Source organism: Rhodococcus sp. 320_ES (assembly GCF_059691855.1).
Genome location: NZ_JCAWAG010000001.1, coordinates 401,428 through 419,820 on the forward strand (window position 1 = coordinate 401,428; position 18,393 = coordinate 419,820).

The window sequence follows — 18,393 nt, forward strand, 5'->3', positions numbered from 1 at the left end:
CCAGGTGGAGGGGCTGACCAGCCTCGTCTCACCCTCGGCGTGGGAAGGGATCAGCATCGTCACCTTCGTGGTGATTATGTTCATCCTCCACGCCATCGCCTTCGGGCGAGGATGGCTCGTCTTCGGTCCGGCGCATCGAGAGATCGTCGCCGCCAAAGACGACGCCATCGACCACCTCCAGGGCAGGTCATTGGAGGACCAACGCATCATCTCCGCGCAAGCCGGAACCATTGCGGAGCAGAAGGTGTCGGGTGAACTGTCGGCCCACATCATCCAGGCAATCCGCGAAGCAACCGGGAATGCAGGTCCGCGATGACACGCCGTTGGGGGAGAAAGTGGCCGTGGTCTAGGGAAGTGGCCGCAGCTGAGGCGGAAGCCAAACGCGCACGTGAGGAGCACGCCTACTCCGTGAAGCAAAGGTTGGAATCGGAGAGGGAACGCAATGACGCGGTCGATGTTGCGAACGTGTTGTGGGATGAGTTGCGCCGCAACGGGTGGACCGAGATGTTGCAGCAGGCGTGGGGCGGGAGGTCGCAGTGAAAGAGGCTGCTAACTGGACCCTGTTCGTCCTGGCTGTGATGGTCACGCTGTTCACACTGTTGTACGTGCTTCGTTCGCCGTGGTGGCGGAACACTGTGGGGAAGATCTACCTGGCAAAGTCGGTCGTGTTGTCTCTGGTGCTGATTCAGATCACCGTGGCGTCTCTGGTGTCGACGGACTATCCGGGTAGGCAGCCGATCCGGTTGGGCATCTACGTCCTCGGGGCCGTTGTGTACGTGCCGATGATCTGGTCGTTGGTGCACAAGCAGAACACGGATCGCCGTGCGCGTCGTGAGGCATGCCCGAAGTTCGACAAGAACGGCAGAGACGAAGAGGCGCAGCCGTGACGACACCACTCGGCTACGAGCCGACGAAACGGCAACTGGTCCTGTCGAAGGGCGCCGACTTCATCCAACGCATCCTTCCGGACGGCACCACGAAGTGGCCGACGAACACCTCCGCGAAAATCGAGTTCTACAACGCCACAACGGGAGTCACCACGGCGTCGTGGAACGCCACGGTCACCCCGGACAAGTTGGAGTGGATCATCCAGTCCACCGACGCCGACGCAATCCCCGCCCGAACGGGTTACCGGCTGTACGTGTCGTACCCGCAAGCGCCGACACAGGAATACGTCCTGTTCTACGGCACCGTGAAACGATCGGAGTAACACATGCCCATCTCAGTGGCTACCACCCGTCAGGCTCTCGCCGATGCGTACAAGGCGTTGGGGGACAGGGTGTCTCTGCACACCGGTGACCCCGGCACCACGGGTGCGAACGAAGCATCGGGTGGGTCGCCGGCGTACGCACGGCAGACCACGGTGTGGTCGTCGGGTACCGGTGGTGTGTTGACGGCGACGGAGGTGACGTTCGACGTCCCCGCCGGCACGTACACGCACACGGGGATCCGTTCCAGTGGTGGGACGTTCATCGACGGGAAGCCGTTGACGACGCCGATCACGTTGGGTGCGCAGGGTCAGGTCAAGGTCACCCCGTCGTTCGTGCAGTCGTAGCCCTGTGGTCGACGTGAGGGTGGTGATGCCCGCCGTCCCGAGTGTGAAGGTGGGGCAGCCGTCCCCTCCGTCGCTGAAGTTGGGGTCGGGTGTGGTGCCGCAGTTCCCGGTGTCGGGTGTGGCGGCGTTCACCGGGTCCGGTTCGTTGGGTGTGGTGGCGCGGGGTATCTCCCGGTTGGGGTCGGTGTATTCGGGGTCGGGGCAGGCGTCGTTCGCTGCGAAGGCTGTGGAGTCCCGGCTGGTGGAGTTCGTCGGCGCCGGCAACCTGGTGATGCTGAACGGGTCGGAGACTCGGTACACGGGCGAGGGGACACTGTCGTTCACTGCTCGTGAGTCGTTCACCCGCACTGCGGCGTTCACCGGTTCCGGTGAGTTGGGTGTGAAGTCGTACCCGAAGGCGTCGGCGTTCTTCTCTGGGTCGGGGTCGGCGGACTTCGGGATCGTGGAGGTGGAGCGGCGCACCGCCGATTTCGCCGGCGATGGCACCCTCAGTGCTTCCGGGGTGTTGGTGGCCGCGCCGATGGGGATGAACAAGAACGGCACCCAAACCCTCGGCTCCCGCAATACCTGGACCCAACTGAACACCTTCACCCCCCGCTCCGGTTACCCCTCCACCGTCATCACCAACAACGCTCTGGTGTGTTCTGCCACAGCGAGCTACACCCTGAACGCGCAGGTGACGAACAACAGTTCCGGACCGAGCGTGCAGATCATGGTCAACGGGGTAGCAGTCGCCACCTCCACCTCGTCGTCCACGACGGTGGCGACGGTGAGTGTCACCCGCACCCTGAATCAGGGGGATGTGGTGACGATGAACGCGATGGCCCCGTCCACCACCTCCTCGAACCGGGTCATCCAGGCGGGCAGTACTTTCCTCTACTTCGACGCGGTGGCTGTGTCTCCACCTTCGACGGCCCCAACGTGGCCGTCCGGCGCACTGGGTTTGACCGCGGTCACGTTGTCCACCGCCCCCACGGACGGCAACACCCTCGCCGCGAACCGGGCAGCGGACTTCCAACAACTGTCCGACCTCGGCGTGAAGTACCTGCGGGTGTTGGTGCAGTGGCCCGACACCGAATACAACCAAGGCTCCTACGACTGGACCACCACCGACACCTACATCAACGGTGCGTACGACAAGGGCATCAACCTGTTGGCGTGCATCACCTACGCCCCCGGTTGGGCGCAGGTGGCGGGGCAGACGGGGCACGGGGCGCCGAACAACCTCACGGCGTGGACGAACTTCGTCACCGCCGCCGCCACCCGCTACGCCGGGAAAGTGTCCAAGTGGGAGATCTGGAACGAGCAGAACATCTCCGCCTCCTGGTCACCCACACCCTCCGCTGCTGCGTACAAGCCGTACCTACAGGCGGCGTACACGGCGTTGAAGGGGGTGAGTGCGGACAACTTCGTGATGACTGGTGGTACGGCGCCGACGTTGAGTTTGAACGGGCAGGTCAGCCCCCCGGATTTCATGACGAATCTGTATGCGGCCGGCGGGAAGCCGTACTTCGATGCGGTGGCGTTCCACCCGTACGACGTGCCCTACCAACTATCCGACCCCAGTAGCGATCAGTGGCGGTCGCAGCAGCACATCACCGGCATCCGCAACGCCATGGTCGCCAACGGGGATTCGGCGAAACCGATGTGGTTCACAGAGTTCGGCGCCGCCACCCCCACACCCGCCGGCTCCTACGGGGTCAGTGAATCCGAACAGTCGGTGCTCGTCGCGGACGGTATCGACTACCTGCGTTCCCTGTCGTACTGCGGGGCGATCTTCGTCTTCGACTTCCGCGACACCCAAACCGGCACGTCGAACGATCAGCAGAACTACGGGCTGTACCGCACCAACCGGACAGCCAAACCCGCCGCGTCCGCGTTCCTCACCCGCAACACCTAAGGAGCCCCATGTCATTACCCGACGACATACTCACCGGGACGGTGACGTTCGGTCAGGCTGTGTCCCTGGTGGGGGGCAGGCCGACGTCGATGACGTTCACCATCAAACCCACCCACGACCTGGTGCACGAAGCCACCGGCATCCAGTTGTTGGACTTCACGGAGACCATCGAGATCGCGGAGGGGATGCCGGGGTCGATCACCCTGCCGTTCACCGATCAGACGGGGTTCCGCGATTCCGAGGGGAATGCGTTCTCGAACTGGGCGTATCAGGTGACGGGTCAGTTCCGGGGTCCCGGTGGTCAGTCGAAGGCATTCTCGAAGCCGTTCCAGTTGCCGATGGGGCAGTCGGTGGTGGACTTCGACCTGATCCCCGGCGGGAACATTTCTTTGCCGGTGACGGCTCCGGTTGCTCGGGTGACGTCGGTGCTGGGGAAGACGGGGGCACTGACGGTTCAGGATTTCGAGGACGCGGGAATCGGCGGTGGGGGACCGACGAGTGTCGACGACCTGACGGACGCATCGACGGTGGGCAAGGCAGTGGCTAAAGCCGACACCGCGGCTGCAGCCCGCACAGCCCTCGGAAACGTCATCACGAAAACCGAAGCGGAAAATTCTTATGTGCGGGTCGAGCAGAAGGCGCCGACCCCGTTCCAGTTCGGCGCCAAAGCCAACGGTATTGACGACGACGCGCCAGCGATTCAGGCGCTGCTGAACTCTGGCTCGCCAGTGGTGTCGCTCCCGCCTTTCACCTATCGCATTGACTCGAAGATCACCATCCCCGCGTCGGTGATGAACGTGGTCATGGAGCCTGGTGGTGTCCTCAAGGCGGGCGCGTCAATGGACACGATGGTGGACACACCAGCCGGCACACCTCTGCGCGGCAACAGCACTCAGGGGCTCACGCTCGACGCGAACCGACTGGCTCAGACGTGCTTCTACCCGCGCTACTTCTTCGGATTCGTGTCGCGGCAGATGCGGGTACTCAACGCGCTCGGCGACTTCGTCATCTGCGGCGACAGCGCCAGCCCGGAGTACTCGACCGGCGCCGACTTCTACGATTTCGACTCCGACGCGGTGCCGCTGGCAAACGGCTCCTACCCGGCCATCACACCCGGATCGCGAGTGGTCTACTACCAGAAGTCGACCGACAACCACATGGTGCGAGGAACGCTGATCGGCGGCGACATCGGCCACGAGGTCGGCGTCGGAGTCGGCGGATGCAAGTTCTTCATGGTGCACCCATGGGGTCACTACGGACGCCGCCCCACCACCTGCTTCGTCGACCGCAGCCTTGGGTCGGTCTACCTTGACTGCCTCGCCGACAGCGCCACCTACGGGTGGCGGCTCTACGCCTATAACACTCGCATCATCGGCGGCGGCGTTTACGCGAATATCGACACTCCCGACAACACCATGGTCGGCGTCAAGATCGAGTCGGGCTCGGGCTACCACGATTTCGACGCGATGTACTTCCAGGGTGGCGGCCAGGTCGGGAACATCCACCGCATCCTGCGCGACTTCGACGGCGACATGTCGACCTCGACCGTCCGCGGCGCGAAGTACGCCAACACGACCAACGTCTACAGCCCGCCCACCTCGCCGGTGAACGTCGGCGCGGCGGGGCTCGCTGACCTGAGTCAGTTGGCGATCAAGTCGGCTGCGGGACAGGCGAGGGAGGTGTCGTTCCAGACCGGGAACACCCCTCGTTTCCGGCTGCGAGTGGACAACACCGCTGAGTCCGGCTCGAACGCAGGGTCGAACCTCGCGCTGTCGCGGTTCGACGACTCAGGGGCGTACTTGGGCGACGCGTTCAAGGTCGATCGCCGCTACGGCGACTTCACCATCCCAGGCAAACTCCAGGGCCTTCGCGTCAATGTCACCGCAAAGACGGCGTCGGCGACTCTCACATCCACTGACATGGTCGTTCTTGCGTCCGGCACGGGGACTGTCATCACCTTGCCCACCCCGACCGCAGCGGACGCGGGGCGCGTCTACCGCGTCAAGAACGTCGGGACATCGCCGATCACCATCACCCCCACCGGGGCAACGATCGACGGCGACTCGGCGTACATCCTGCAATCCCGCTACGAAGCGGTCGACGTGATTACCGATGGAACGAACTGGAGCGTGCACTGATGGCCTACACCCCCGCCCGCACTGGCCCTTCGCGACTGGACTTCGAAGAGACCGCCTATCCCACCAGCAACCTCGCCTGGTCGCAGACGGGCATCCAGAACTGGAAACTGGTGGTGGCTGTCGGCGTCGACGGCAACGTCTACGGGCGCTCAGGAACCACCGTCGCGACGATGTCGGTTGATTCGTGGGTGAACACGGTCGACGGCCCGGACTTCTCGTCGCTGCACTCCGGCGCGCAGGTCGTCTACGCCAACCGGCTGTCTGAGGGGTGGGTGTTCGCCACCGACAACACCAGCACTGATGTCCTCAAGTGGTGGTTCTCGCCCGCGTCGCAGACGTGGGGACCGTCGATGGCGGTCACTGAGGTCGTGTCGTGCCGCTCAACCGCGCTGAACATCATTGGCATCTCGATGCCGAAGCCTGGCCCCGACGGGAAATCGGTGCTGCTGTACGGCGAGTACGGCGGCGGCTACTCGACGGCCCGCAAGTTGTGGATGACCCGCGACGGCGGCCAGACGTGGACGTCGATCCTGACCATCGGACCGGGCACCGACACGTCTGCGGCCTGCCACTTCCACGGCTCCGTCTACGACCCGCGTCGCCAACGGATTGTCGCGAGCAGTGGTGACGGCGGCAATCGCGGATTGTTCTTCTCCGACGACTGGGGCCGCACCTGGAAGCGGTGGACGCAGCCCTCAACGTCCGCGTTCTACAACTCGGCCGCGCCGGCGGGGAACCTGCAACCGACCGCGGTCATCGTCATCGAGGACAGGCTGTTCGGCACCCCAGACGAGGGGTCGATCCAGGCGGGTGTCATCGAGCTTGACCTCGACCGCCCCGAATGGCCCGCGATCCAGCGCTTCGCAACATCGGTCATCGGCGTCGGTGCCAGCCAGTACGGCTACCCGCAGATCGCGCAGCGGGGCCGCGAGGTCTACATGTGCTTCCCCGACACCGGGTCGGGCAGTAAGAAGCAGATCATTGCGGCCACTGGCGATGGTGGCCGCTCGTGGTGGGAGCTATCTAACATCGCGACATCGGGCTCGAACTCCATCCAAGGCGTCGTCGGCCCTGACAAGAACGGGTTCCTGTACATGATGGTGTTCAACGCGACAGCGTTCTCAACCGGTTCTCGAACCATCCGGACACAGCCAGTGTCATGGCAGTTCCGCTCGCGCTCAGCACGCCAGATGACCTACACCACGGTTCAGCAATGACCCGCTCATAACACCGAGAAGTGGACGTTATGTCGCGCCCTTCTCCCACACATCCGGCTCCGGTCCGTCGTCCCACCCGTCGCCGAGTTCGGCTGTGATTCGCTCGTCGAGATCGAGTGCCTTCTCGCCGCTCTGGTAGCGCTGGTCCTCCGCCTCATCCGCAAGCGCCCGTAGCCGCTCAGGTTCCGGCGCCACCTCCGGGTGCCTGTAACCCTCCGGGGCCTCCAACCTCCGGGCCGCTGCCCGCAACTGTCGCTCCGCTCTCCCGTACCGCTCGCTGTCGTTCACAGGCGCGACGGTACCCACCCATGCCCTAGTCGGGGGCAGCACAGATTCCCCACAGAAAGGGGGTGCCATCGACATGTGTTGGTGGTTCAGCAGGAAATCCGCGGTCGATCAGATCGTGGACGCAGTAACCCTGAGGATCGGGCGAAGGCTCGACGGGGTCAAATACGAACTCAAAGGAGCCATCATGGCCGTTGGACCCGAAGTGACCGCAGCTCTCGCAGAGCTGGACGAGAAGATCAAGGCCGAGGCGGACCAGCGTGCCGCCGAGGTCATCGAGGCTGTCGGCGCGGACGCCGAGACTGCGGAGCTGATCCGTGGCAAGTTCGCTGCTGTCGCGGGCATCGTCCCCGACGCTGCACCCGAGGTTCCGGCCGAGCCGGAGGTGCCGGCGGAAGAGGTGCCGGTCGACCCCGAGTCGCCCGACCCCGCAGCCTGACACCACCCGGCGCGTGATGCGCCGACAGCGAGACGCCCCGCCCTCGACCTTCACTGGTCGGGAGCGGGGCTTTTCTGCGTTGGGGGTCGGATGCGGTCAGGCGCCAAGAGCGGGTTGCTCCACTGCTGCACTGGAAGTCCCGGCTCCATACCCTCTGGAACCACGAACCCGCGTACCCGCTTGTTTCGGTCCTCGAACTTCAGATCAACGTGCGGCCACTTGCCTTCCTGCCATTTCACATCCGCCGACTTGATGGTCATGGGGTGGCGCAGTGCGGCCGCCTTGGAAAGGGCCAGGGAAACGCGCTCGGCTTCGGCATGGCTCATGCCGCAATCCACGGTGAGGACTGCGTACGCCTTCAACTCGACTTCGTTCATGGTTCAGAATCCTTTCAAGACCAACGGGGGATCGAGCTACAAGTAGTTGAACGCTTCACTACCTCACAGTGCCCTGGCTGAGCCTGCCACCACCTCACCCCAGTGCGCTGCACGAGCCTCGGCATCCCTGGCAGTGAACGCCATCACCAACCGTTCCGTGTCGGCGGTGGTGACGTAGAAGGGGAGAAGGTGGGCGGTGGTGGTGGACATCAGGCGGCCAACCCTTCCAGGTACAGGCGGTGCTCCTCGGTGAGGAACGGCACGCTGTCGTCCTCCACCTGCTCGTCGAGGTACACCAGGATCTCGTGGTCGCTCATGGGGGCAAACTCTGCGTCGGCTTCGGCGGTGAAGCCGCGTGCTGCCATCTCGGCGTGGGCGTCGGTGGTCTCGTCGATCATGCGGGCGGTAGCGGTGATGGCGTAGAGGCGGGGGTTGTGGCCGGTGGCGCGGACCAGGTCGGCGATTCGGGCGGCTGTCTGTGTGCTCATAGGAGTATTCTAGCACGCTGTAATCCGATGGCACAAGCCCAGATTGGAATAATCCGAAGATATTTCTACGGCGCTAGAACGACCGGCTAGACTGGACCGATGGACGCCGACGACACCCTTGCCCTAATCGGTTCTTTGCGTAACGAAAGATCTTCTCTGATGACCCAGGTTGCCCGCGTGGACGAAGACCTGCGCGCCGCAGTCGGGGAGGCGTTCGACGCCGGCATCCACCACAGCGACATCGTGAAAGCGTCGGGCCTCTCGCAGGCGAGGGTCTACCAGATCCGCAAGGGCACGCGCCGGTAGTTGCGCCCACCCTTTACCCACCTGAAACTCTCAAGCTGTTCCCCTCTGACCGGAACGACGATCGTTGCCCAGGAGTGTGAGCTGCACGTTCTGGAACGACTGGGCGTCCCGAAGCCACCGTGGGTACTGAGTTAATCCGAAGGGTTTCTGGTTCAAGTCCAGATGGGGGAGCGTCTGATAAGCCCCTGACCTGCGTGCCGGGTCGGGGGCTTTTTCGTTGTCTCGCAGCTTCACGAGGAGCCGACCCAGGAAGCCGCGGACCGATGGCGGAAATGAGCATCATCTCGTCCTGGACTGTACGTACGTACGACATGTACGGTGAAGCAAGTCACAAGCCGCCTCGACATGAACTGCTCGGCGGTCTTCCTGTGGTGGCGCGCGATGTGAAACGGAGCTCGATGTGGATGCTCGTCCTACCCCTGCAGTGCCGGTCGAGCGTGCGCTGGTCGTCGGCGGCGGTATCGCGGGGATGTCCACGGCGATCGTGCTGCGGAAGCTCGGGATCGATGTCGACCTCATCGACCGCGACCCCGCCTGGCGGACATATGGTGCCGGAATCACCATCTCGAGTCCCACGCTGCGCGCGTTCGAACAACTGGGGATTCTCGAAGACGTTCTGCGCAGCGGATATTCAGGACACGGAATTCGTGTTTGCGACGTGGACGGCAACGCACTTCGTGAGATTGCGGATCCGCCTTCGTTCAGGGGAAGCGGCGGCATTCTTCGGCCCGAACTGCACCGCATACTGTCCGGCAAGGTTGTCGACCTCGGTACCGAGGTGCGGCTGGGCGTCACGTGCGACGCAATCGCGGAGCGCGAGGACGGGACGGTCGCGACGTTCTCCGACGGGCGCACCGGGACGTACGACCTGGTCGTCGGCGCCGACGGGTTGTATTCCTCGACACGGCGTCTGGTGTTCCCCGACGCCCCCGTGCCCGAATACACCGGCCAAACCGTGTGGCGCTTGATTGCCGAACGCCCCGAAGACGTCGACCGTCGGCACTTCTTCCTCGGCGGCCCGACCAAGGTCGGCCTCTCCCCGGTCTCGGAGTCCTTGCTCTACGTCTTCGCGCTCGAGACATGTGAGCGCGGTGCGCCGATATCCGAGGCGGACGCAGTCGACCGTTTTCGGGCGCTACTCGACGGTTACGGCGGAATCATCGGCAAGATCAGAGACGGCATCACCTCGGAATCCTCCATCGTGGTCCGGCCCCTCGAGGCATTCTCGTTCTCCGGAGCCTGGTTTCGAGGCCGAACGGTTCTCGTCGGTGATGCCGCGCATCCCACCACCCCGCAGCTCGCGTCGGGTGCGGGTATGGCCGTCGAAGACGCAATCGTTCTGGTACAGGCACTCTCGTCGGCCTCCACGGTCGACGATGCGTTGGCGACGTTCATGCATCGGCGCGGTCTGCGCTGCCGCACCGTGGTCGAGAACTCGCTGCACATCGGGCGCCTCGAACAGAGCGGCGCCCCCTCCGCGGAACAGACACAGCTCGTCGCGGACTCCTTGGAAATTCTGGCTCAGCCCATCTGACCCGTTCTGCAACTTCGTAATTCACAAGACAGGATGCTCGAATGTTCGATCAAGAACCGCACATCGCGTCGGGTGCGGACGTCGCCGTCGACGACCGACCGCGCACACTCGACGAAGCCAAGAACTGGATGATCGACCGCGCACGCAAGCGCGTTCATCCCATGAACAACACCAGCCTGCACGACGTCGAGGCCGTGTTGGACGGCCTCGACGGACTCGATCCCGTCCGGTGGGCGTCGGCATGGCGGACAGCCGGCGAACGAGCCTGGAAAGAGGCTGTCGACACCGAGGAGCCCGGTGCGCGTCGAGATGCGTTCCTGCGGGCGCAGGGCCTGTTCTTCATGGGCCGCTTTCCGTGCCCGAACCACCCGGACAAGCTGGCCTGCGCCGAACGTGAGCGAGACGCCTACCTGGCCGCCGGTGAATTGATGGACCCGGTCATCGAACGCATCACAGTTCCATTCGACGAAAATGGGGGCGGTTCCGAGGTCGTCTTCTATCTCCGGCGCCCACCAGGCGTGATCGATCCGCCGGTGGTGTTGATGTGGGGAGGGGTCGACGCATGGAAAGAACAACTGACCGCGGCCACCGATCTTGCACTGTCACACGGGGTTGCCACCATCGCGCTCGACGGACCCGGTACCGGAGAATCGCCCGTCAAAGGTGTACCCGACGGGTGGAAGCAGTTCATCCCGGTCATGGATTGGGCTGCGGCTCAACAAGACTTGAACGGTGAGCGGGTGGGCCTGGTCGGGCGAAGCTTCGGTGGGTACTGGGCCACGAAATTGGCATACGAAGTACCTGATCGCATCGCCGGCGCAGTCAACTGGGGTGGCGGAGCGCACTCCATGTTTCAACGCGAATGGATCGAGAAATCGCGTCACCCCGACAGCTACCTCATGGAACTGTCGGAAACACGGATGCGCATGCTCGGCGCAGACGACGACGATGAGTACATCGCCTCGTTCGCACGCCTCTCGCTTCTCGACCAAGGCATCCTCGACAATCGTTCGGCGCCACTGCTTCTGGTCAACGGACGTGAAGATAGGCAGTGCCCCGTGGCGGACATCGACCTTCTCGTGGGCCACGGCAGCCCCAAAACCGTCCGAATGTTCCCCGGAGGGCACATGGGAATCACTCCGCACACCCTGCCGACCATCATCGACTGGGTCTGCGACGCCACGAAAGGAGCGGTCCGATCATGACCGTCAGGAACTGGGTACAGGACGTCGCCACCGAGGGGGCATATGCAATAGGCAAGGTGCTGTTCGCCGTTCAGCACGATCCTGCCGAAGAAGCGAGCTTCTTCAGAGATCCCGCCGCGTATCTCGACCACACCTCGCTCGACGCGGCGGCGCGAAAGGCCGTGATCGAGTGCGACGTGGCCACCTTGTACAGCCTCGGTGTCAACCCGTACCTCCTACGCGCGTACTGCCTGCAACTGCGTATGCCGGAAGCGGAATACATTGCGGCACTTCGCTCTGTGAAAGGACTCGTCCATGGCTGAGCTGGTCGGGGTGTACGCGGTAAGCCACACCCCCGTGATGACGAATGCACCCGACTCCGCGCCGGTGAAGGACCGCACGGACACGTTCACTTATTTCGAGCAGGTCGGCGCCGAGATCGGCGCCCTGGAACCCGACGCGATCGTCCTGGTGTCGGACGATCACCTGCACAACTTCTATCTGAACAACCTGCCGGCGTTCTGCGTCGGAATCGCCTCGCAGTACCCGAGTCCGGTCGAGGGGTGGTTGAAAGTCGAGAAGCAGGTGCTACCCGGCGATCACGAGCTCGGATCTCACCTCGTTCGGCATCTCATCACCAACGGCTTCGATCCGGCCGTGTCGATGGAGCTCACGCTCGACCACGGCATGATGACCCCCCTCGATCTCGCGGGGCTGGCCGGCGCACACCCCGTCGTGCCCATCCTCGTCAACGCCGTTCAACCTCCACTGCCCACGATGCGGCGTTGCTCCGCTTTGGGTCAGGAGCTCGGACGGGCAATCCGCAGCTACACGGACGGCGCGCGGATCGTTCTGCTCGCGACTGGCGGGTTGAGCCACGACGTCGGCACACCTCGCATGGGTGAGCTGAACGAGCGGTTCGACCGCAGGTTTGTCGAATCGCTGCAGACCGGAGATCGCTTCGCCGCAGCGGATTACGCCCAGGCGGAAGTCGCGTCCGCCGGTAACGGCGCAGAGGAAGTCCGCAACTGGCTGATCGCTCAGGCAGCAGCCGACTTCGAACCGTTCGAGCCGTACTACTACGCGCCGGTAGAAGAGTGGTACACCGGTATCGGACTCGGTCGATGGAAACTGCCATGAGTCTGCACGTCGAAATACATGGGGCAGAACAGAATCCGACGGTTGTATTCCTCCACGCAATTGCGACGTCGGGACAGATGTGGCGGCCGCAGATCGAGCAGCTCGCTTCCTCGTTCCGCGTCGTCACCGTCGACCTGCCGGGCCACGGCCGAAGCCCTATGCCGAGCCCGGGTGACGATCTCGGAACGTACGCGTCGGCCGTCGTGGAGTCCCTTGCTGCGCAGAACATCACGTCGTTCTCACTGGTCGGTCTGTCTTTGGGCGGCATGGTCGCCGTGCGCATTGCGGCGGAGTATCCGGCAGTCGTATCGAATGTGGTGTTGGCCTGTTGCGGGGCGCGAACGAGCTCGGAGGCCGCCGAGGTCTGGCGTGAACGGATCGAGCGCGTCCACGAATCGGGTATGACATCGGAGGTGGAGCCGACCATCGAACGGTGGTTCACACCGCGGTTCATCGCCGACGAGCCCGCGACGATCGACTGGGTTCACGACATGATCCGTCACACGCCCGCAGGAGGTTTCACCGCGGCCGCATCCGCGATCAGTTCGATGGACCATACGTCTCTGTTGACGCGAATCACGGCTCCTACCCTCGTGATCAGCGGAAAGCAGGATACGGCGGTGCCTGCCGCTGCCACCTCGCTCCTGAGTGCAGGTATCAGCGGAGCACGCGGAGACGTACTCGACGCAGCCCACCTCGCCAGCGTCGAGGCCCCTGTGGACTTCGGGGACGCGGTTCGCCGATTCGTGACGTCGACATGACGAGAATCGTTCTAGTACACGCGATGCAGGCGTCCATCGCGCCGATAGCGGACGCCTTCGCCGCCCACTGGCCGGACGCCGAGCTGGTCGATCTGCTGGACAGCAGTCTCGCGACCGACCGCGCCGAAGCCGGCGCTCTGACGGAACAGATGACGTCGCGCATCGCAGCGCTGAGCACCTACGCACGAGATACCGGAGCCGACGCAATCTTGTTTACCTGCTCCGCTTTCGGTCCCGCGATCGACGCAGCAGCAGCAGCGCTACGTCCACTGCCGGTGCACAAACCGAACACAGCCATGATCGACGAGGCTCGAACGATCGGCGGACGTGTTGGTCTGCTCAGCAGCTTCCAACCGACGCTCGATTCGATGCTGTCCGAGTTCCCCACCGATACCGACGTGACCACTGCGTTGTGCGACGGCGCATTGGCCGCCCTCGCTTCCGGCGACGGTGCGGCGCACGATCGGATTGCGGCACGCACAGCAGCCCGCGAACTGGCCGAGTGCGACACCATCGCATTGGCACAGTTCAGCCTGGCGCGAGCTGCCCCGGCCGTGGCGAAAGCGACCGGAAAGCGCGTGCTGACCACACCAGACTCCGCGGTCGTTGCTCTGAAGTCCGCGCACAGTAGGGTCGCCGAAAGCATCAGGGTCGCCAAGAGTATCGAAGCGGACGAGGGAGAAGCGTGAGTACCGACCGTCGCACCATCATCCTCGACGCTGCGGAGCTTCTGTTCTCCGAGCACGGGTTCGACGGGGTTCCGGTCAGGTCGGTCGCTGCGCAAGCAGGCGTCGGGCTGGGAATAGTCACCTACCACTTCCCGTCGAAAGAGAAGTTGTTCGAGGACGTCATCCGGCGACGTGCCGACATCGTCAACGATGCGCGTCGGTCGGCACTGCGCGACTTGCACGGTCCCACCCTCGAAGAACTGCTCTCGGCTTTCTTCGGCCCGTATATCGACCTCATCGGATCCGGCGACACAGGCTGGCTGGCGTACGCACGCCTGCACGCCATGATGACCCAGGACCCGAAGTGGACCCCTCTGGCCACGGACGTATTCGGTTCGGTCGCAAAGGAAATGATCGATTCGATGATCGCCGCCGAACCGGGATTGACCGAAGAGGCAGCGATCCGCGGATACGTGTTCATCATCGGTGCCATGGTGAGCGTTTTCGCCGACACCGGCTTGGCCGGAGCTCTCTCGAACGGAAAGCTGAGCAGCCGCGATGCCGCATCGAGTTTCGACCCGATGGTGCGTTTCGGCGCCGGGGGCATCCGCGGTCTGACCCGACCCACATAATCAGCGCCGCCCGAGCATCGTTCTCGGGCGAACCCCACCCCGGCCTGCCGGCCCCACTCGACCCGCGGCCGTGTTCACCCACTTCTTCAGGAGGACGCAATGAACCCGAATACGACCCAACTCGAGCGCGGAACTTTTTTCATACGTGGCGGCCACGTTCTGAGCATGGATGCTTCCGTCGGCGACTTCGCGGTCGGTGACGTGATCGTCAACGACGGACTCATCGTCGACGTCGGTGCGAATCTCGAAGTCCCGCAGGGGGCAACGATCGTCGACGCCTCCGACACCATCGTCCTGCCGGGATTCGTGGACGTTCACTGGCACATGTGGAATTCCATTCTCAAGGGGATGTCCCACGACGCAGCAGGTTATTTCGCACTGCATGTTCTGGCCGAATACATGACGCCCGACGACTACTACGCGGCGATCCGTCACGCTGCCACCGAGGGCCTCAACGCCGGGATCACCACCTGCCACAACTGGGCGAACACGAGCGACGGAGCCGACGATGCCCAGGCGATGGCCCAGGCACTCGTCGACTCGGGCATCCGGTCCCGATTCGGTTATGCCCATCGGCCCACCGCGACAAGCCGTCCGGTGAGCGAACGGGATCTGGACACCATGCAGTCCTGGATCGACCGCACCGCCGGCGGACTGATGGATCTGGGCTTGGTCTCGCAGAAGCAGCCGAACTTCCGGCAGGAGGTGGAGGTGGCGCGTGCTCGGGGTCTCCGAACGATCGGTCAGCACATCAACCTGGTGGAAGACCTGGACCTACTGGGCCCGGACATGATGGTCACACACGGCCCCGGTATGCCTCGAGAGTTCAAAGCCCTTCTTGCCGCAAAGAAGGCGAAGCTCGGCTTGTGTCCGACCACCGACCCGTTGATCGGCGCCGGACTTCCGCCGCTCCTCGAGTTCCTCGAGGCAGGATTTGCTTTCGAGGACATCGGGTTCTCCGTCGACGTCAGTTGCCAGACTGGCGTGGACCCGTTCGCTCTGATGCGTATCACGATGAATGCGGCGCGAATCCATCAGCAGAACGGCGCTCCGTTCGAGCAGATCATCTTCACCCCGGGAAACCCCGACGATCCCACCAACGGTCTGACGATGCCGCGCCGAGTACTCGAAATGGCAACGATCAGTGGAGCCCGTGTCCTGGGTATCGACGACACGGTGGGCTCGTTGACGCCGGGAAAACGCGCCGACATCATTCTTGTGCGGACCGACGACATCAACATGCTTCCCGCACCCGACACCAACGCGACCTTCCAACTCGTCCAACTCGCTCAGCCCTCGAACGTCGACACGGTTCTCGTCGACGGACGTGTAATCAAGGAGAAGGGGCGCATGGTCGGCGTCGATGTCCGGGCGGTGGGCGACGATGCTGCACGCGTTCAACGGGATATAGCGCACCGGGCTGGGCACAGTCGGATCAGTGTGACGCTCTGAGGCGCTGTCCAGCAGGAAGTTCCGTCGGATACGTACTTCTCTGTCACTGATCCCGACTGCGCCGGTGGTTCTGCCAGAATTGCGCTCATGGAGATCGACGAACTCGACGGTGCGGCTCGCGAACTGGGCTCGTTGTTGGCCAAGTGCGAGAAGGTGCTGGAGAACAGTTCTCTGAGTCCATCGCGGCATACGTTGATGACCAACAGGGTCGCTGCGCTCAGGACGGCGATGGCGCTGGTCGCCCGAGAGCGTGGTGAGCGCTGACCCGCTCGAGGAAGTCGTGTCGAGTTACGGTCGTTTCCAGGTTTCCGTACAACGAGAGCGCGACACCGCCCTCGATCCGTATTTCGAGTTCACAGCGTTGGGCAGTGGGAATTCTTACCCCAGGGCTCCGGTGCTGGTCAGAAGGCCGACGCGGTTGGCACCCTGCAGGCGATCCTGCATCCGGGGGACGAGGCCGACCGTGAACATTGCACTGACCACCTCGATGTGGGCGGGTCAACGGAGCTCAGCCACCGAGTTCAGGGTCGCAGTCGGCGAACCAACAGCATCGACAGGACGCTGAGCAGCGCGGCGATAGCAAGGCTCAGTGCTGTTTTGGTGACCTGGAACCTCCAGAGCCTGCTGTCCTGGTGGTATCGCTCCTCGAAGTGATCGATACCGTTGGCGCGCAGCATTCCACTCGGGTTCGTGATATCTCGGCGTACTGGGCGTCGAGGCGTGCTTGGTACTCGGCTGTGGTTTCGTCGTCGTTGGGTTCGGTCCATCCATCTTCGCGTGAGGCGCACAGGTCGGGCGGAACGTCGACCGGGCGACCTCGAATAGCCCCCGTAGGAGGTGTTCTGGTGCGGAATCACGTCGACGTCGAGTGTGGCGTAGTGCTCGCGGATTACAACCGGGAACGCGACCAGGGGGGCGCCGATCATCACGGGTAGAGTTCGGTCATGCATCGCGACACTCAGAAAGGCGCATGAGCGCCCACAACCGCCATTTCGTGGGATCGGGTGGTCTTGAATCGACCTGCGGCTGAATTGATGTATCTCGATTCAGTCGTCAATCGGAACGCCTTCGTTCAGCGCAGTCGAACGGGCAAGGTGCGCATCGCTCGCATCGACAGATCCGGCCGGTACTTCGGTGCAAATGTCGGGTCGGAAAGTTGGAGACTGGGAAATGCATCGACCAGTTTTTTCAAGCCAACCGTGCCTTCGAGCACCGCGAGGTGGTGCCCGAGGCAGAAGTGCGGCCCGGCGGCGAACGCCAAGTGTGGGTTCTTCTGTCGGCTCAGGTCCAGCCGATCTGGGTTGTCGAAGACCGACTCGTCCCGGTTTGCCGAGACGATCATGCCAAGCACCTGCGAACCACGCGGGATTCGAACGTCGCCGATCATGACATCTTCGATGGCGGTGCGGGTGGATCCGCACGTCACCGGCGAGGTGTAGCGGAGAAGCTCGCCGATCGCGGTGCGCCATGCAGCATCGTTCGCCTCGCGCATCGAGTCGAACTGATCGCGATGGCGGAGCATCTCGAACACGCTGTTGCTCAGCAGGTTCGATGTCGTGTCGTGTCCGGCATAAAAAAGCAAAAAAACCATCGCGAGTAGTTCGCGCTCGGACAGTCGATCCTGACCGTCGCGTGCCTCGATGACTGCGGTGACCAGGTTGTCACCGGGACGGGCGCGAGCGTCGGAAATCACGTGCTCGAGAAATTTCACGAGGCGGCTCATCAGTCGTAGACGCATGACCAGTCCCCACTTGCCGGTCGGTAATGCGTGCATCCGCATCACCAGGCCCTGAAACACGTGTCGGTCCGATTCCGACACTCCGAGCAATCGCGCGATGACGCGAAGCGGTAGCTGCACCGCGTAGTCCTCGACCACATCGATCTCTGTCCGGTCGATCAACGAGTGGACGAGGTCGTCGGTTATGGCGTGCACGTCGTCGGTCCAGCGTGACCGCGTGGACGGCGAGAACGCGGACTGGACGATCGACCGAATTCGCTTGTGGTCCAGCCCATCTTTCATCACCATCGTGTCGCCGAGCAGGCGCACGATGGGCGGCAGAAATCGCGCAACAGGACCGGACCGGATCGAGCGCATGGCATCGCTCGAGAATCGCCTGTCCGCATAGAGCGATTTGACGTCGTCGTATCGGGTGACGACGTACCCAGTTCCGCGAATCATCATGTCCGCCTGCGCCCGCGCGATCGGTGTGTCACGGCGTAGCCGGGTATAGGTCGCGAAAGGGTCGTCGAAATACTCGGCGCCTCTCAGCGACACAACATTCGTACTCGGATCGATCACGATGGCCCCCTCGTCATC

At 63.5% G+C, this 18,393-nt stretch carries 24 protein-coding genes; 19 read left to right on the plus strand and 5 right to left on the minus strand.

From position 1 onward, the window contains the following. Window positions 1-4: 4 nt before the first annotated feature. The 8 genes from AC59JP_RS02120 to AC59JP_RS02155 are packed head-to-tail and all read left to right on the plus strand — an operon-like array spanning window position 5 to window position 6,810. Window positions 5-316 (plus strand): hypothetical protein, encoded by a 312-nt coding sequence (locus tag AC59JP_RS02120; RefSeq protein WP_497323971.1) that lies wholly within the window; start codon window positions 5-7, stop codon window positions 314-316. Further along, the gene (locus AC59JP_RS02125; RefSeq protein WP_497323972.1) at window positions 313-540 is read left to right on the plus strand and encodes a DUF7620 family protein; all 228 of its coding nucleotides are present in this window, start codon (window positions 313-315) and stop codon (window positions 538-540) included. Before AC59JP_RS02120 ends, AC59JP_RS02125 begins: the two co-directional genes overlap by 4 nt. Next, window positions 537-887, plus strand: coding sequence for a putative phage holin (locus AC59JP_RS02130; protein ID WP_497323973.1), 351 nt, complete (start codon window positions 537-539; stop codon window positions 885-887). Before AC59JP_RS02125 ends, AC59JP_RS02130 begins: the two co-directional genes overlap by 4 nt. Then, window positions 884-1,210, plus strand: coding sequence for an LtfC-like domain-containing protein (locus tag AC59JP_RS02135; protein ID WP_497323974.1), 327 nt, complete (start codon window positions 884-886; stop codon window positions 1,208-1,210). Before AC59JP_RS02130 ends, AC59JP_RS02135 begins: the two co-directional genes overlap by 4 nt. A gap of 3 nt (window positions 1,211-1,213) precedes the next feature. Beyond that, on the plus strand, window positions 1,214-1,555 hold the full coding sequence (locus tag AC59JP_RS02140; RefSeq protein ID WP_497323975.1) for a phage tail fiber protein: 342 nt from the start codon (window positions 1,214-1,216) through the stop codon (window positions 1,553-1,555). Between the two features lie 25 nt (window positions 1,556-1,580). Further along, window positions 1,581-3,455, plus strand: a complete 1,875-nt coding sequence (locus AC59JP_RS02145) for a glycoside hydrolase 5 family protein (protein WP_497323976.1) — start codon at window positions 1,581-1,583, stop codon at window positions 3,453-3,455. An 8-nt stretch (window positions 3,456-3,463) separates the two neighbouring features. Next, on the plus strand, window positions 3,464-5,593 hold the full coding sequence (locus AC59JP_RS02150) for a hypothetical protein (protein WP_497323977.1): 2,130 nt from the start codon (window positions 3,464-3,466) through the stop codon (window positions 5,591-5,593). After that, a complete protein-coding gene (locus AC59JP_RS02155; RefSeq protein WP_497323978.1) occupies window positions 5,593-6,810 on the plus strand; it encodes a beta propeller repeat protein in 1,218 nt (405 codons plus the stop codon). The genes AC59JP_RS02150 and AC59JP_RS02155 overlap by 1 nt, the downstream gene beginning before the upstream one ends. A 27-nt stretch (window positions 6,811-6,837) precedes the next feature. Here AC59JP_RS02155 and AC59JP_RS02160 read toward each other — a convergent pair whose 3' ends face one another. Beyond that, window positions 6,838-7,005: a hypothetical protein gene (locus AC59JP_RS02160; RefSeq protein ID WP_497323979.1), complete on the minus strand. Its 168-nt coding sequence runs from the start codon at window positions 7,003-7,005 to the stop codon at window positions 6,838-6,840. 277 nt (window positions 7,006-7,282) lie between these two features. Between AC59JP_RS02160 and AC59JP_RS02165 the strand changes: the two genes are divergently transcribed. Further along, complete coding sequence (locus AC59JP_RS02165) at window positions 7,283-7,534, plus strand: hypothetical protein (RefSeq protein WP_497323980.1); 252 nt, start codon at window positions 7,283-7,285, stop codon at window positions 7,532-7,534. Window positions 7,535-7,584: 50 nt separating this feature from the next. On the opposite strand, the gene AC59JP_RS02170 is transcribed toward AC59JP_RS02165, so the two are convergent. The 3 genes from AC59JP_RS02170 to AC59JP_RS02180 form a co-directional block, all read right to left on the minus strand. Continuing rightward, window positions 7,585-7,911 carry a hypothetical protein gene (locus tag AC59JP_RS02170; protein WP_497323981.1) on the minus strand — a complete coding sequence of 109 codons (327 nt, stop codon included), beginning with the start codon at window positions 7,909-7,911 and terminating at the stop codon, window positions 7,585-7,587. A 63-nt stretch (window positions 7,912-7,974) separates the two neighbouring features. After that, complete coding sequence (locus tag AC59JP_RS02175) at window positions 7,975-8,121, minus strand: hypothetical protein (protein ID WP_497323982.1); 147 nt, start codon at window positions 8,119-8,121, stop codon at window positions 7,975-7,977. Further along, window positions 8,121-8,399 carry a hypothetical protein gene (locus AC59JP_RS02180; RefSeq protein WP_497323983.1) on the minus strand — a complete coding sequence of 93 codons (279 nt, stop codon included), beginning with the start codon at window positions 8,397-8,399 and terminating at the stop codon, window positions 8,121-8,123. The genes AC59JP_RS02175 and AC59JP_RS02180 overlap by 1 nt, the downstream gene beginning before the upstream one ends. A gap of 99 nt (window positions 8,400-8,498) precedes the next feature. On the opposite strand from AC59JP_RS02180, the gene AC59JP_RS02185 reads away from it, so the two are divergent. From AC59JP_RS02185 to AC59JP_RS02230, 10 genes are all read left to right on the plus strand, one after another. Continuing rightward, window positions 8,499-8,705: a hypothetical protein gene (locus AC59JP_RS02185; protein ID WP_497323984.1), complete on the plus strand. Its 207-nt coding sequence runs from the start codon at window positions 8,499-8,501 to the stop codon at window positions 8,703-8,705. 400 nt (window positions 8,706-9,105) lie between these two features. After that, on the plus strand, window positions 9,106-10,239 hold the full coding sequence (locus tag AC59JP_RS02190) for an FAD-dependent oxidoreductase (RefSeq protein ID WP_497323985.1): 1,134 nt from the start codon (window positions 9,106-9,108) through the stop codon (window positions 10,237-10,239). A gap of 41 nt (window positions 10,240-10,280) precedes the next feature. Beyond that, window positions 10,281-11,444: an alpha/beta hydrolase family protein gene (locus tag AC59JP_RS02195; RefSeq protein WP_497323986.1), complete on the plus strand. Its 1,164-nt coding sequence runs from the start codon at window positions 10,281-10,283 to the stop codon at window positions 11,442-11,444. Further along, window positions 11,441-11,746, plus strand: a complete 306-nt coding sequence (locus tag AC59JP_RS02200; RefSeq protein WP_497323987.1) for a hypothetical protein — start codon at window positions 11,441-11,443, stop codon at window positions 11,744-11,746. Before AC59JP_RS02195 ends, AC59JP_RS02200 begins: the two co-directional genes overlap by 4 nt. Then, entirely contained in the window at window positions 11,739-12,563 is an 825-nt protein-coding gene (locus tag AC59JP_RS02205; protein ID WP_497323988.1) for a DODA-type extradiol aromatic ring-opening family dioxygenase, read from the plus strand. The genes AC59JP_RS02200 and AC59JP_RS02205 overlap by 8 nt, the downstream gene beginning before the upstream one ends. Next, complete coding sequence (locus tag AC59JP_RS02210; RefSeq protein ID WP_497323989.1) at window positions 12,560-13,324, plus strand: alpha/beta fold hydrolase; 765 nt, start codon at window positions 12,560-12,562, stop codon at window positions 13,322-13,324. Before AC59JP_RS02205 ends, AC59JP_RS02210 begins: the two co-directional genes overlap by 4 nt. Continuing rightward, entirely contained in the window at window positions 13,321-14,013 is a 693-nt protein-coding gene (locus tag AC59JP_RS02215; RefSeq protein ID WP_497323990.1) for an aspartate/glutamate racemase family protein, read from the plus strand. The genes AC59JP_RS02210 and AC59JP_RS02215 overlap by 4 nt, the downstream gene beginning before the upstream one ends. Next, complete coding sequence (locus AC59JP_RS02220) at window positions 14,010-14,624, plus strand: TetR/AcrR family transcriptional regulator (protein ID WP_497323991.1); 615 nt, start codon at window positions 14,010-14,012, stop codon at window positions 14,622-14,624. The genes AC59JP_RS02215 and AC59JP_RS02220 overlap by 4 nt, the downstream gene beginning before the upstream one ends. A gap of 165 nt (window positions 14,625-14,789) precedes the next feature. Then, window positions 14,790-16,076 (plus strand): amidohydrolase family protein, encoded by a 1,287-nt coding sequence (locus AC59JP_RS02225; protein ID WP_497323992.1) that lies wholly within the window; start codon window positions 14,790-14,792, stop codon window positions 16,074-16,076. Window positions 16,077-16,163: 87 nt separating this feature from the next. Continuing rightward, window positions 16,164-16,340: a hypothetical protein gene (locus tag AC59JP_RS02230; protein WP_497323993.1), complete on the plus strand. Its 177-nt coding sequence runs from the start codon at window positions 16,164-16,166 to the stop codon at window positions 16,338-16,340. A gap of 808 nt (window positions 16,341-17,148) precedes the next feature. Here AC59JP_RS02230 and AC59JP_RS02235 read toward each other — a convergent pair. Then, a complete protein-coding gene (locus AC59JP_RS02235; RefSeq protein ID WP_497323994.1) occupies window positions 17,149-18,375 on the minus strand; it encodes a cytochrome P450 in 1,227 nt (408 codons plus the stop codon). Window positions 18,376-18,393: the final 18 nt, after the last annotated feature.